The sequence below is a fragment of the 'Santalum album' aster yellows phytoplasma genome (assembly GCF_018283495.1).
Lineage (GTDB): Bacteria > Bacillota_I > Bacilli_A > Acholeplasmatales > Acholeplasmataceae > Phytoplasma > Phytoplasma asteris.
In genome coordinates this window covers 17,687-31,737 of sequence record NZ_JAGVSK010000003.1, presented here as the reverse complement: position 1 = coordinate 31,737, position 14,051 = coordinate 17,687, and the positions used below count along the sequence as shown (strand labels likewise).

Annotated in this window: 11 protein-coding genes, 1 tRNA gene and 1 other RNA gene; 4 read left to right on the top strand and 9 right to left on the bottom strand. The window is 30.4% G+C overall.

Annotated features, from left to right (window positions below; genetic code table 11):
* Positions 1-14: 14 nt before the first annotated feature.
* The 4 genes from rny to KE631_RS01000 all read right to left on the bottom strand — a co-directional run bounded on the left by rny (position 15) and on the right by KE631_RS01000 (position 4,211).
* Entirely contained in the window at positions 15-1,601 is a 1,587-nt protein-coding gene (gene rny, locus KE631_RS01015; RefSeq protein ID WP_212509023.1) for a ribonuclease Y, read from the bottom strand.
* 506 nt (positions 1,602-2,107) lie between these two features.
* Complete coding sequence (locus KE631_RS01010) at positions 2,108-2,419, bottom strand: hypothetical protein (protein ID WP_212509022.1); 312 nt, start codon at positions 2,417-2,419, stop codon at positions 2,108-2,110.
* Between the two features lie 318 nt (positions 2,420-2,737).
* Positions 2,738-3,823, bottom strand: coding sequence for a DNA recombination protein RmuC (locus tag KE631_RS01005; RefSeq protein ID WP_212509021.1), 1,086 nt, complete (start codon positions 3,821-3,823; stop codon positions 2,738-2,740).
* 311 nt (positions 3,824-4,134) lie between these two features.
* Positions 4,135-4,211 (bottom strand) — tRNA-Arg (locus KE631_RS01000).
* A 660-nt stretch (positions 4,212-4,871) separates the two neighbouring features.
* Between KE631_RS01000 and ffs the strand changes: the two genes are divergently transcribed.
* From ffs to rsmG, 4 genes are all read left to right on the top strand, one after another.
* An RNA gene (gene ffs / locus KE631_RS00995) (signal recognition particle sRNA small type) lies at positions 4,872-4,963 on the top strand.
* Positions 4,964-5,131: 168 nt separating this feature from the next.
* Positions 5,132-5,827, top strand: coding sequence for a hypothetical protein (locus KE631_RS00990; protein ID WP_212509020.1), 696 nt, complete (start codon positions 5,132-5,134; stop codon positions 5,825-5,827).
* 57 nt (positions 5,828-5,884) lie between these two features.
* Positions 5,885-7,738 carry a tRNA uridine-5-carboxymethylaminomethyl(34) synthesis enzyme MnmG gene (mnmG, locus tag KE631_RS00985; RefSeq protein ID WP_212509056.1) on the top strand — a complete coding sequence of 618 codons (1,854 nt, stop codon included), beginning with the start codon at positions 5,885-5,887 and terminating at the stop codon, positions 7,736-7,738.
* Entirely contained in the window at positions 7,725-8,363 is a 639-nt protein-coding gene (rsmG, locus tag KE631_RS00980; protein WP_212509019.1) for a 16S rRNA (guanine(527)-N(7))-methyltransferase RsmG, read from the top strand. Before mnmG ends, rsmG begins: the two co-directional genes overlap by 14 nt.
* A gap of 47 nt (positions 8,364-8,410) precedes the next feature.
* Here the strand turns inward: rsmG and KE631_RS00975 are convergent, their stop codons facing one another.
* From KE631_RS00975 to rpsL, 5 genes are all read right to left on the bottom strand, one after another.
* The gene (locus KE631_RS00975; protein WP_212509018.1) at positions 8,411-9,205 is read right to left on the bottom strand and encodes a Bax inhibitor-1/YccA family protein; all 795 of its coding nucleotides are present in this window, start codon (positions 9,203-9,205) and stop codon (positions 8,411-8,413) included.
* 451 nt (positions 9,206-9,656) lie between these two features.
* On the bottom strand, positions 9,657-10,841 hold the full coding sequence (gene tuf / locus KE631_RS00970; protein ID WP_011160639.1) for an elongation factor Tu: 1,185 nt from the start codon (positions 10,839-10,841) through the stop codon (positions 9,657-9,659).
* A 129-nt stretch (positions 10,842-10,970) separates the two neighbouring features.
* Positions 10,971-13,037, bottom strand: coding sequence for an elongation factor G (gene fusA / locus KE631_RS00965; protein WP_212509017.1), 2,067 nt, complete (start codon positions 13,035-13,037; stop codon positions 10,971-10,973).
* A gap of 24 nt (positions 13,038-13,061) precedes the next feature.
* Positions 13,062-13,532, bottom strand: coding sequence for a 30S ribosomal protein S7 (gene rpsG / locus KE631_RS00960; RefSeq protein ID WP_212509016.1), 471 nt, complete (start codon positions 13,530-13,532; stop codon positions 13,062-13,064).
* A gap of 88 nt (positions 13,533-13,620) precedes the next feature.
* Positions 13,621-14,040 (bottom strand): 30S ribosomal protein S12, encoded by a 420-nt coding sequence (gene rpsL / locus KE631_RS00955; protein ID WP_212509015.1) that lies wholly within the window; start codon positions 14,038-14,040, stop codon positions 13,621-13,623.
* Between the last annotated feature and the right edge of the window lie 11 nt (positions 14,041-14,051).

The window sequence follows — 14,051 nt, the reverse complement described above, 5'->3', positions numbered from 1 at the left end:
TCTCCTTTGGTGGATTATAATTTAGCCACTTCCACAGCTCTGGTTTCTCTTATAACAGTAACTTTGATAACACCATTGTAACTAATGTCTTTTTCAATTTGTTCTTTAATGGTGCGGGCAGTCTGGAAAATAAAATTGTCTGCGATTTTGTCTGGTTCAACGATAACACGAATTTCGCGCCCAGCTTGAATAGCATAAGATTTGGCAACTCCTTCTGTTGCATTAGCAATAGTTTCTAATTTGGTTAGTCTTTGGATGTAGTTTTCTACTGATTCTTTTCTGGCTCCTGGTCTAGCGGAAGACAAGGTGTCTGCTATTGCAACTAAAACAGCGATAATTGATTGGGGTTCTTGGTCTTCATGATGAGAGGCAATAGCGTCGATAACTTCTTTTTTTTCTTTGTATTTGGAAGCAATAGAAACGCCAATTTCTACGTGGCTTCCTTCCATTTCGTGGTCTAGAGCTTTACCGATGTCATGAAAAAGTCCTGCTCTTCTTGCAAGAATTTCGTTTTCGCCAATTTCAGAGGCAAGTTTACCAGCTAAAAAAGCTACTTCCAAAGAATGTTTCAAAACATTTTGACTGTAACTAATGCGAAAGTGCAGTTTTCCCAAAATTTTAATTAAGTCGGGGTGCATTTCGCCGATTTTAGTAATAAAAGCAGCTTCTTCGCCCATTTCTTTAATAAAATTGTCTACTTCTATGGTTGAAGTTTCTAAGGCTTTTTCGATGCGAGAAGGATGAATTCGCCCATCAGAGACCAAAAATTCTAAAGTTTTTTTGGCAATTTCTCTTCTAATCGGGTCAAAACTACTTAAAATAATGGTGCAAGGGGACTCATCAATAATTAAGTCTACTCCGGTTAAAACTTCCAAAGACTTAATATTTCTGCCTTGGCGCCCAATAATCCGTCCTTTCATATCTTCGTTAGGAATGTTAACAACGCTAATATTTTTTTCTCCTGTAATATCGCCAGCATATTTTTGCATGGCTAAAACTAAAAGAGTTTTGGCTTTTTTAGATGCTTCGCTTTTTGCTTTTTCTTCTTCTTGTTTAATATATGACATCATTTCATAAGTGGTTTGGTCTCTTGTTTCTTTCATTATGATTTGTCTGGCTTGATCTTGCGTTAAGGAAGCTATTTTTTCTAATTGTTGTTTTTGGGTGTTTAAAATTGTTTCTTGTTCTTTGATTTGTTGTTCTAGGTTTTTTTTAGTATGGCTAATTATTTGTTGTTCAGAATCTAAATGCTCTTCTCTTTTATTGAGGCTCTCAGTTCTGTTGTTAAGTAATTCTTCACGACGATTATTTTTGGATTCTAAATCAACAATTATGTTGGTTCTTTGTTCTAAATCCAGTTCTAATTTTTGTCTTAAAGAAGTTATTTCTATTTTGGCATTACGCATCATTTCTTGTTCGCGTTGTTGCAAATCTTTTTCTTTTTCTTTTAGTTTGTTGTCAAATGATTGTTTTTTTTCTTCTAATTTCTTTTGATTAAAAAAAGAATACAAAAAATAGCCGATAATTGATCCACAAATTAAAGCAAAGACAAGAAGGGAACAACCCATTATACAATGAATTCGCCAATAATCACCTTTCATATCCTTGATACCTTTCTTTTGGGGGGGTTAACAAATGTAAAATCATTGTTTTACCTCTTTTTCTTTTTGAATTTAGTTTAATGATTTGTAATGCAAAACAAAAAATAAAAAAATAGGGGGAGATTAGATTTTTTGATGCAATTTTGTCATTAAAACAATAAATAAGTTTGTTTTTTTAAATATTGATAATTAATTTATAATTAATTTTGAATGGGGTGGGTTGGAAGTTTTATTATTTTTTTTAATTTGTTCAGTACAAAATTTCATCGTGAAATGAAAAAATAAAAATGTATAAATTGGGGTTAAAAAAAATAATAAAGTTTGGTTTGTGAAAAAAATTCAGCAAAAACCATGCAAAAAATAATGGTTCTGTTATGAATAGTGGCAAAAATAAAAAAACTGAAAAGCTAACCTTAAAAAGATTAGCTTTTGTAATGAAAAATATTTAATTATTATATATTATTATGTGCTAGCAAAATATTTGAATTTATTAATATAATTAATAATCAAGCTTTTCTTGGCGATTGGTTTTTATTTTGCGAAAGGCTTTTGCTAACGGTGCTTGATAATTTATTAGAAAAAGTTTCTAGTGATTTAGATACTTTCGGAGATTTTATAACTTTTTCAACAATTTCTCCTGATCTTTCAATAAATACATCTTTCCAAGATTTTTTTTCTAAAATCGAAGGGGCTGGGTTTGGGTTTTGTGTTTCATCAGAAAATTGCATTTGTTCAATAACTTCATCAGAAGATGACCCTTGAGGAGATTCTTCTTCTAAAGAAAAAAATATAATAATAGGAATGGCAAGTAATATCACAATAAAAACGCTAGTAATAATGATTTGCTTGGAAGTAAATTTAAAAATAAAATGATATCCTTTGGTTGTTGAATAAAAATCATGCCAAAACTCAAAATATCAAAATAAAGAATAATAAATAATATAAATTGGATTTGAATGCATAATTTTTTAATTTTAATTTGGATTTAAAAATATAGATAATTTTAATAATTTAATTAATGAAATATATAAGATACTAAATAAAAAAAATAGTATCCGTAAATATTATATAATAACTCAAAAAAGTATTTGCAAAATAATGTTAAAATAATGTCAAAAAGGAGTTAAAATAATGATTTAAAAATCTATCTTTTCATTTTTGATGTTGTTTTTGGAATTGTTATTTTCTTTTTTGCGAACTTCTAACAATTTTTGATAACGTTGCTCTAAGGTTTTTTCTTTTTTTTGAATATCTTCAATCACTTTGAGAACTTTTTCCAAAGCCGCTTTCAAATCACAAATAAAGACTTTATCAAAATTTTTCATCGCTTGTAGCACATTTTCAATACATTCAAGTTTTTCTTCGTTGTTTTGAACACTTTCGAAAATTTGAAAATAATAATCAACTGAATTAAGAATAGCAAGTAAAATCGAAGGACTTGTAATGATAACATTGCGTTTAAAAGCATATGATATTATTTCAGGATCGCAATTAATTTGGGCAAAAATACTTTCAGAAGGAATAAACATAATGGCATAAGGGCAGTTGTCTTCTTTGCTGACGTATTTTTGAACTTCTTTAATTCTTTCTTTAATGTGAAATAAAAAGCGACTCTTTAATTCTGTTTGGTTGAAATTGGCTTTAATATAGGCTAGAAAATCTGTGGTAGGAAACTTCGAATCAATAGGAATTTGAACAAATTTACCAGAACCTTTACACATCACATCCACTTTAAGACGATTACCGTTATTGTTTGTTTTTTTCATTAAATATTGTTTTTCAAAAACTAATTTATCTTTAAAATGAGAAACATTTTCCAAAACGCGTGCCAACAAAAATTCTCCAGCTTGTCCTGTTTTATCGTTTTGGCACAATAATTTATGAATGTTTTGCACTTCTTGAAAACCACTTGCATTTTGTTCTCTTAAAACTTTTAAAGAATTTTCCAGATTAATTGTTAAATGTTGGCGAGTATCTTTAATTTCTTTAGTTAAACTATCTTGACTTTGATGAGTTAAATTGTTAATTTTATCATCCAAATGACAAACAACCCTAGATTCTGACTCTAAAAAAGCTTGTTTCACAAAATCTTGGATATTGAATTGCGTTTTTTTCGGTTTGGCAACAAAAAAATAAATAATGAAAGTTACACCACCCAAAATAAGAATCAAAATAACCGATAAAGTTAAGATTAATACAAAAACAATTTGTTCTTGAGGCATTTATTTTGTTATTCCTTTTTCTTTTTTTCTTTTTTAATGTCTTTTAGCTTTGGGATGCATTAAAGTTGATATAAAAAAATACAAAAAATAAAAAACAAAAAACAAAACAAAAATAAAAAAAGGGTTATTATTGAGATTTGTTCTTTAAATATTTTTAATATTTATTTCTTATTTGAAAAACAAATAACATACATAAAATAAAAATGTGTGAAAATGTTTGGGACAAAAAAATAAATATTAAAAATAAATATAAATGCCTAATTGCTAAATTACTAAATTAAGAGAAATGGTGCAAAAAATAAAAGATAAACTGGCGTTTGAGAAGGGATTCGAACCCCCGACCGACGGCTTAGAAGGCCGTTGCTCTATCCAGCTGAGCTACTCAAACGAACATACAACAAATATTATACTATAAAATCATTGTTTTGGACAAAAAAAAGCAATTAAAGTAGTGAAGATAGTTTCTTTATTTAAATCCTCAAAGAAAAAACGATCCAAAAGTCATTAAATATCTATTAAATAAAAAAAGTTTGCACAAATACATAAAAAAAGTATATAATAATAATGTTGATTTTTAATTTCTAAATAATTTCTAAATAATTTCTAAATAATTTCTAAATAATTTCTAAATAATTTCTAAATAATTTCTAAATAATTTCTAAATAATTTCTAAATAATTTCTAAATAATTTCTAAATAATTTCTAAATAATTTCTAAATAATTTCTAAATAATTTCTAAATAATTTCTAAATAATTTCTAAATAATTTCTAAATAATTTCTAAATAATTTCTAAATAATTTCTAAATAATTTCTAAATAATTTCTAAATAATGTCTAAATAATGTCTAAATAATGTCTAAATAATGTCTAAATAATGTCTAAATAATGTCTAAATAATGTCTAAATAATGTCTAAATAATGTCTAAATTAAAACAAAAAATACAAAATTTTTTAAAAATGTTTTCAAGAAAAAAATAATTTACAAATCACAAAAATCATTAACGAAAGACAAGTATTTTTATCCAACAAAACTAAGGTAGCCTTTTCAAACCTTATCATTCAACAATAAGAGACGAATTTGGTCAGGTCTTGATTGAAGCAGCCATAAGTTATTTTTATTGTGTGGAAGATAGGGTTTGAAAAGGTTATTTTTAATATAAAAGACCCAAAAAACAATTTTTAAAACAACAATTCAATGCATAAAATTAAAAAAACAAAAAAATAAATTTTTATTAATGAATTTTGGCAAAAAAACTTTCGAAAAATAACAATTTCACAACTAAAAAATAAAGGAAAAGGAGCAATCATATGAATGTTTCATTTTTTCAAAAAGAAAAAGAATTTAAATTATTAACTAATATTTACAACTCTTTACAAGGAGAACCATTTTTAACCCAAGAAACAACATTAAAAGGAAAAGAAACCAAAGTAGAATTTTATTATTTGGATCAAAGCAAATATTATAGTACTCTTTTTCAATCACGCCAATTTGCTGTTTGGACTGCTGATAAAGGAGTGTGCCGCCTTTTGGTTGAAAAAAAATATTACGAAGAGTTTGGAGCTTTTTATCAAAAAGATATAAACGATATGTGGCTAGATTTTATATGGCAGATTTTCCAAAAAGAAGCTACTTTAATCAAAACAATAAAATTGTTATTTGTGGCAGTTTTAGTGCCTATTTTATTAAATGCTTTTTTGCTTAGTGGACAAATTTCTGTTTGGTTAAGAATTCCTGCTTTTGTTGTATTGATATCTTCTTGTTTTTCTATGAATTATTGGATGAAAAACCAACAAAAAAAATTACACATATTTAGAGATAAAAAATTACAAGAAACATTGGACAAAATCCAAGAAACATTAGGAATAGAACTTTACGAATCATTAAAAGAAAAACAAAAACAATTCAATCCAACTTTTTTTGAACCCAAATCCGACCAAAATCCCAATGAAGACAACCCCAAAAACAAAGACAACACAATAGACGAAACAAACGAATTAAATTAAACAAATGATAAATAAATGATTATAAAACCCAAAAAAACAATCAAGAAAGGTACTCAAATGATCTACGATAGTATTGTTATTGGAGCAGGACATGCAGGTGTTGAAGCTGCTTTAATATTGGCAAAAAAACATAATACTTTACTCATTACAGGCTCCTTAAAACAAGTTGCTTCCTTACCTTGCAATCCTTCTATCGGAGGTCCTGCCAAAGGTGTTGTAGTACGTGAAATAGATGCTTTAGGTGGTGTTATGGCAAAAGCTGCAGATCTTGCACAAATTCAGATCAAAATGCTTAACTCTTCCAAAGGTCCTGCAGTAAGAGCTTTAAGAGCTCAAATTGATAAATTAGAATATCCTCAAATTATTTTAGAAATATTACAAAAAACCCTCAATTTAACTCTATTGGAAGGGCTCGTAAACAATCTAGTCATCCAAAACAACCAAGTTCAAGGAGTCTGTCTTATTGATGGAACAAAAATTAATGCCAAAACTGTCATTATCACTACAGGAACTTATTTAGCAAGCCAAATTTTAATTGGAAATACCAAAAAATCCTCGGGACCTAATGGCGTTCCTACAACTTACGGTATCAGCGCTCAATTAAAAGAATTAGGTTTTGAAGTTATTCGTTTAAAAACAGGCACACCACCAAGAGTTAAAAAAAACAGCATTGATTATAGCCAAACCAAAATACAAATGGGAGATAATTTAGAACAAATATTTAGTTTTGTTCCCCAAACAAATCAAAGACCCCAAGAACCATGTTTTTTAACTCACACCAACCAAACCACCCACCAAGTTATCCAAAAACATTTAAACCAATCAGCTATGTATGGAGGTTGTGTTGAAGGCACAGGCCCTCGTTATTGCCCTTCTATCGAAGATAAAGTAGTAAGATTTTGTGATAAAAACAGTCATCAAATTTTTATTGAACCAGAAAGCCTATCTTTGGATGAAATGTATCTACAAGGACTTTCTACCAGCATGCCTCAACACGTTCAACACGAAATCCTTAAAACTATTCCAGGATTACAAAACGCCCAAATCACTAAATATGCTTATGCTATCGAATACGATGCTTTTAATCCCAACCAACTCAAACACAGTTTAGAGACTAAAAAAATCCAAAATCTCTTTTTAGCAGGACAAATGAACGGCACCAGCGGTTATGAAGAAGCTGCTTGTCAAGGGCTTATGGCAGGAATTAATGCTTCTTTAAAACTCCAAAATAAACCTCCTTTTGTGTTAAAAAGAAATGAAGCCTATATTGGTGTTTTGATCGATGATTTAATCACTAAGGGCGCCAAAGAACCATACCGTCTTTTGACATCACGCGCGGAATTTCGTTTATTATTAAGACACGACAATGCCGATTTGCGCCTCAAAGATTACGGATATCAACTAGGTTTGATTGATGAAAAAGATTATAACAATTTTCAAAACAAAAAAGCTAAAATCAACCTTTTATTAGAAAAAAGCAAAAATTATGAAATTTTAGTTAATTCAGATAATCTATCTTATTTAAAACAACAAAACTCAGCTAGTCTTGGAGAAAAAACCACATTAGCACAACTACTAAAAAGATCAGAATTAAATTTTTGCACTTTACAACATTTTTTACAGGAAAAAGCAGATAAAACCATTTATGAACAAATAGAAATACAAATCAAATACGAAGGTTATATTGCTAAAGCCCAAAAAGAAGCTCAAAAATTAGCAAGGTTAGAACAAAAAAAAATTCCTAGCAAAATCAATTACGCAGATATTAAAAATTTATCAAAAGAAGCTCAAGAAAAACTTGATTTAATCAAACCCCAAACTTTAGGACAAGCAACAAGAATATTAGGAGTCAATCAAGTTGATATTTCGATTTTATTAGTTTATTTGGAAAAACATCATGCTTTACTTTGAATCATTAAAAGACAAATTTGCACTCAACGAAAAGCAATTAAACAAGTTTGTTTTTTACTATGAATTTTTAAAACAAGAAAACCAAAAAATGAACCTTACTTCTCTAATATCTTTATCTGATGTTTGCTATAAACATTTTTATGATTCTTTAATTTTAAAAGAAATATTTAACTTTAATACTGTAACTAATCTTTGTGATGTTGGCTCGGGTGCTGGCTTTCCTAGCTTTCCTTTAAAAATTCTTTTTCCTCATTTAAAAATTGTAATCATTGAATCATCTTTAAAAAAAATCAATTTCTTAAAACAATTAGAAAGCCATTTGGAATTAGATAATATATGTTTTTTTCACCAAAGAGTAGAACAATATGACATAGACAAAAATGGCAGTTATGATTGTGTTGTTGCTCGCGCTTTGGCTAGATTGGAAATTATCTTAAAATGGTGTGTTCCTTTAGTGAAAAAAAAGGGTTATTTTATTGCTATGAAAGGTAAAAACTTTCAACAAGAATTAGAAGCTAACAAAAAGATAATTAAGCAAATAAGAGTTAAATTAGTTAGTGCAAAAACATTGGAATTACCAATGCAATTAGGAACAAGAACTAATTTATTATTCCAAACCGAATAAAAAAGGTAATATAATAAAAAAAAGATCACGAATATTCGTGATCTTTTTTATTTTCTTTCTTGATCTTTACCAAATAACCTTAGCAAAATTAACATTATTCTTAAAAAAATTTCAATTAAAGTTGTTGCAAAAGCCAAAGAAACTTGCCATTCATATTTTTTAGGCATTCCTTGTTTAATCATTTGTTCGGTGTAATCAAAATGAAGTGCTAAAAACATAAATACAAATCCTAACATAATTAAACTAATAGGAAGAGTTAAAAAGCTATTGTAAATAATATTTTCAATTGTCCAAATGCCGCATAAAGACAACACTAAACGAACTATATAAGAAACCGCCAAAGCAAAAGAACAATATAGCATAATTTGTCTAAATCTATTTGTTACTTTTATAAAACCTTTATAATAAGCATGGGACATTGCAACAAAGACGATAAAGGTTGCAAAAATAGCCATAAAGGCAATTTCAACTAAATTGGCATAAACTAAATTTAGAACAACAAAAATAATTGATAAAATTATTCCTTCTATAAAAGAATAAATTAATCCACAAGCTTTAGAAATTTCAACTTGTTTTAATCCTGCAGAATAAATGCCATAATTTATAAAACCTAACGCAATCATGGAAAAACAAATTGCATTAATATTTGGATTTTTTAATATCACGGGTTTTAGAATTGGGTAAAAAAACATTGAAGTGATTGCTGTAACACATAAAAGCAAAATTGTTTTTAAAGCAATTCCTTTACGAGTAGCAATATTATTATAAGTAGTTGTTTCAAATAAAGAAAGAAAGTTATTTTTAATTTGGGTAAACGAATTATTTACTTTATTGGATTCCATTTAAACCACCTTTTTTAATTTTATTTATTATTAAAATTAAATTTATTTTATTATTCTTATTATTTAAAAAAATATTTACATCTTTTTTAACTTGCTTAATAAACAAGCACATATATATTTTACCTTTTTTTAAAAATTAATTGGAAGATATTTTGCTTTTTTATTGCAAAAAATGACAAAAAGTGGTGTTTTTTTTGGTTAGTGTTGTGAAATTTGATAATAAATAGCGTTTTTTTGGCACACAACTAATTTTTTTATAAGTGTTTAAAATGTCATTATTGCCAAATTTGCATCTTTTAGTTGAGTTGGGTTAGATTTGTGGAGTTTTAAAAAGCGATAAAAAGGCAAAAGGGCAAAAAGGGGCAAAATACAAAATAAAAAATAGTTAAAAAAGATAAAAACCCACATAATGTGGGTTTTATTTATTAATAAGGTTGGGTATAATGAATTTTTAGTTAAGAAGTTTGGAAACTGATCCTGCACCAACTGTTTTTCCACCTTCACGAATAGAAAATTTAGTTCCTTCTTCGATAGCAATTGGGTTGTTAAGGGTAACTACTAATTCAGCGTTGTCACCTGGCATTACCATTTTAACATCACCTTGTAATTCAACTACTCCTGTAATATCTGTAGTACGGAAATAGAATTGAGGACGGTATTGAGAGAAAAAGGCAGTGTGACGTCCTCCTTCTTCTTTAGTTAAAACATAAACTTGAGCAACAAATTTAGAATGAGGCTTAACAGAACCTGGTTTAGCTAAAACTTGTCCACGTTGTACGTCTTCACGGTTAATTCCACGTAATAAAGCTCCAACGTTGTCTCCTGCTTGAGCAAAATCTAGGTCTTTTTTAAACATTTCTACTGCAGTTACAATAGTTTTTCTAGTTTCTTTAAGTCCTACGATTTCTACTTCATCACCAGCTTTTACTTGACCTCTTTCTACTCTACCAGTAACAACAGTTCCTCTACCAGTAATAGTGAAAACATCTTCTACAGGCATTAAGAAAGGTTTGTCAACTTCGCGCACCGGGTCTTCAATGTAGGTGTCTAGAGTTTCGATTAATTCGTTTACTTGAGCAACGTAATGAGCGTCACCTTCTAAAGCTTTTAATGCAGATCCTCTAATAACAGGAATGTCGTCTCCTGGGAAATCGTATTGAGATAATAATTCACGAACTTCCATTTCTACTAATTCTAAAATTTGTTCGTCTGGGGAAAGATCACATTTATTTAAGAAAACAACAATTTTTGGAACACCAACTTGGCGCGCTAATAAAATGTGTTCTCTAGTTTGAGGCATAACACTATCTGCACCAGAAACAACTAAAATAGCAGCATCCATTTGAGCAGCACCAGTAATCATGTTTTTAACATAATCGGCGTGTCCAGGACAGTCAACGTGAGCATAGTGACGTTTTTCTGTTTCATATTCTACGTGTGAAGTTTTAATAGTGATTCCACGTTCTCTTTCTTCAGGAGCATTATCAATTTGATCATAAGCTCTACTTTTAGCCAAGCCACGAGTAGACAAAACTTGGGTAATAGCTGCTGTAAGAGTAGTTTTACCGTGGTCTACGTGTCCAATAGTACCTACATTTAAATGCGGTTTGTTTCGTATAAATTTTTCATTAGCCATTTTTCAAAGGCCTCCTTTTATTATGTTTTAAGGTTTGTTTTAAAAATATATTTACCATTTAAATTTTAACTTATTTTTGGCTTTTCACAACTATTTTGTTAATAAAAATGTTTTTTAGTGTAAGGTTGTCTAAGCTCGTTTTTTAATAATTTCTTCAGTGATGCTTTTAGGAGCTTTTTCATATTTAGCAAATTGCATAATAAAAGTAGCTCTTCCTTGAGTATTGGAACGCAAAACAGTAGCATATCCAAACATTTCAGAAAGGGGAACAAACGCTCTAATAGAAACAGCGTTGGCGCGTGATTCTTGGTTTTCTAATCTACCTCTTCTAGAAGTTAGATCACCAATAACATTTCCTACATAATCGTTGGGAGTAACTACTTCAACGTCCATAATAGGTTCTAAAATGACTGGGGTTCCTTTGGTTTTGGTTTCTTTTAATGCCATGGAAGCGGCAATTTTAAAAGCCATTTCGGAAGAATCGACATCATGGTAAGAGCCATCAAATAAAGTTGCTTTAACATCAATAATTTGATATCCAGCTACAATACCACCAGCAAGAGCTTCTTGAATTCCTTTTTGAACTGCAGGAACGTATTCACGAGGAACTACACCACCTACAATTTTATTAACGAATTCAAAACCTTTTCCAGGATTTGGTTCAAAACGCATCCACACATGTCCGTATTGTCCACGACCACCTGATTGACGAATGAATTTTCCTTCTGTCTCAGTTTCTTGGGTGATTGTTTCGCGGTATGCTACTTGAGGTTCTGTAACATTTGCTTGTACTTTGAATTCTCTTTTAAGACGTTCAATAATGATATCTAAATGAAGTTCACCCATTCCAGCAATAATAGTTTGCCCGGTTTCATGATTGGAAAAAACCTTAAATGTAGGGTCTTCTTCAGCTAATTTTGCAAGGGCAATACCCATTTTATCTTGGTCAGCTTTAGTTTTTGGTTCTACTGCAATTTCAATTACTGGTTCTGGGAAATTCATTGATTCTAAGACGATGGTTTGTCCTTCTGATACTAAAGTGTCTCCTGTAGTAGTTGCTTTTAATCCTACAACTGCTAAAATATCGCCTGTGTAGGCTTCTTTTACTTCTTCACGAGAATTAGCATGCATTTGTAATAAGCGTCCAAAACGTTCTTTGGTTCCTTTAGTAGCGTTAGTTACGTAAGAACCAGCTTTAACTGAACCTGAATAGATACGGAAAAAGGTTAATTTTCCTACATAAGGATCGGTCATCACTTTGAAAGCTAGAGCTGTGAAGGGTTCTTCATCTAATCCGGTGCGCACAATTTCTTGGTTGTCAGAATCAAAACCAACAATAGCTGCAACATCACAAGGAGCAGGAAGGTAGTCAACAATAGCGTCTAACATTTTAACAACACCCTTATTTTTGAAAGAAGAACCACAAAGAACTGGGAAAAAGGAAGCTTGTAAGGTTGCTTTTCTAATGGAATTTTTCAACATTTCAGAAGAGATTGGTTTTTCTTCTAAATAATACATCATTAATTCTTCGTCTAGGGTAGATAAAGTTTCTATTAATTCGTTTCTTTTAGTTTGGGTAATTGATTCTAAATCGCTAGGAATAGGAACTACTTTTCCTGTTTCTGGGGAAGTGTTATCATATTCAAAAGCATTCATTTCTACTAAATCAATGATACCATTAAAGTCATTTTCTGAGCCAATTGGCCATTGAATAGCGCTTGCATGAACTCCTAAGCGTTGTTTAAGGGTTTCAATTGCATAAGCAAAATCAGCGCCTACTTTATCCATTTTGTTAACAAAAATAACTCTTGGGACTTTATATTCACTAGCTTGGCGCCAAACAGTTTCAGTTTGTGGTTCTACTCCTGCCTGAGCATCAATAACTGTTACTGCTCCATCCAAAACTCTAAGAGAGCGCGAAACTTCCACCGTAAAATCAACGTGTCCGGGAGTGTCAATAATATTGATACGGTGATCTTTCCAAAAAGCAGTAGTAGCAGCAGAGGTGATAGTGATTCCTCTTTCTTGTTCTTGTTCCATCCAATCCATCTGAGAAGCGCCATCATGGGTTTCTCCGATTTTATGAATTTTTCCGGTGTGGAACAAAATTCTTTCTGTAGTGGTGGTTTTTCCTGCATCAATATGAGCAATAATGCCAATATTACGAGTTTTTTCTAATGAAAACTGACGTGCCATCTTTTATTCTCCTATAAGTTACAATCACCAACGATAATGAGCAAAGGCTTTATTAGCTTCTGCCATGCGATGCGTTTCTTCTCTTTTTTTAACTAATACTCCGTTACCTAAAGAAGCATCTACTATTTCTTTGGTAAGTCTTTCTTCCATTGTTTTTTCATTGCTTTCTTTAGTGTATTTAACAATCCATCTTAATCCTAAAGACTGGCGTCTTTCGGGACGAACTTCGGAAGGCACTTGGTAATTTTGACCACCCACACGACGCGTGCGTACTTCTAATACAGGCATAATATTGTTTAGGGCTTCATGAAAAACTTCAATAGGCTCGCGGTTAGTGATAGTTTTTACTTGTTTTAAAGCTTGATAAAAAATAGTTTGAGCTTTACCTTTTTTGCCGTCTTCCATAATGATGTTAATGATTTTAGTAACTAATTTAGAATTGTAAACAGGATCTGGCTGTACATCTCTTTTTTTAATATGACCTTTACGGGACACAAAAATTCACCTACTTTCTTTATTTTATTTATTTTTTTGGGGATTTGTGATTTTTTTATTATTTATTTTTTATTCTTTGTAATTGTAATTATTTTTTTTCTTTAGGTAATTTAGAGCCGTACTTAGAACGCCCTTGTTTGCGGTTAGCAACACCAGTAGCATCTAGAGCACCACGAACGATATGATAACGCACACCAGGAAGGTCTTTTACGCGTCCGCCACGAACTAAAACAGAGCTATGTTCTTGTAAGGAGTGTCCCACGCCTGGAATGTAGGCAGTTACTTCAGAACCATTACTTAGGCGCACTCTTGCAAATTTACGTAAAGCTGAGTTTGGTTTTTTTGGAGTCATGGTAGTTACACGCAGACAAACACCCATTTTTTGAGGAGAATTGTAATATTTAGCTTTTTTTTGCAAAACATTAAAACCGTAACTTAGAGCAGGTGCTTTAGTTTTGGAAGTTTTACTGCTACGACGTTTTTTGATTAATTGAGAAACAGTAGACATTTTTTATTTCC

What these genes read in the sequence shown, in the direction of transcription:
- rny (WP_212509023.1), bottom strand. Translation starts at nt 1,601, where the DNA reads ATGAAAGGTGATTATTGGCGAATTCATTGTATAATGGGTTGTTCCCTT.
- KE631_RS01005 (WP_212509021.1), bottom strand. Translation starts at nt 3,823, where the DNA reads ATGCCTCAAGAACAAATTGTTTTTGTATTAATCTTAACTTTATCGGTT.
- KE631_RS00990 (WP_212509020.1), top strand. Translation starts at nt 5,132, where the DNA reads ATGAATGTTTCATTTTTTCAAAAAGAAAAAGAATTTAAATTATTAACT.
- mnmG (WP_212509056.1), top strand. Translation starts at nt 5,885, where the DNA reads ATGATCTACGATAGTATTGTTATTGGAGCAGGACATGCAGGTGTTGAA.
- rsmG (WP_212509019.1), top strand. Translation starts at nt 7,725, where the DNA reads ATGCTTTACTTTGAATCATTAAAAGACAAATTTGCACTCAACGAAAAG.
- KE631_RS00975 (WP_212509018.1), bottom strand. Translation starts at nt 9,205, where the DNA reads ATGGAATCCAATAAAGTAAATAATTCGTTTACCCAAATTAAAAATAAC.
- tuf (WP_011160639.1), bottom strand. Translation starts at nt 10,841, where the DNA reads ATGGCTAATGAAAAATTTATACGAAACAAACCGCATTTAAATGTAGGT.
- fusA (WP_212509017.1), bottom strand. Translation starts at nt 13,037, where the DNA reads ATGGCACGTCAGTTTTCATTAGAAAAAACTCGTAATATTGGCATTATT.
- rpsL (WP_212509015.1), bottom strand. Translation starts at nt 14,040, where the DNA reads ATGTCTACTGTTTCTCAATTAATCAAAAAACGTCGTAGCAGTAAAACT.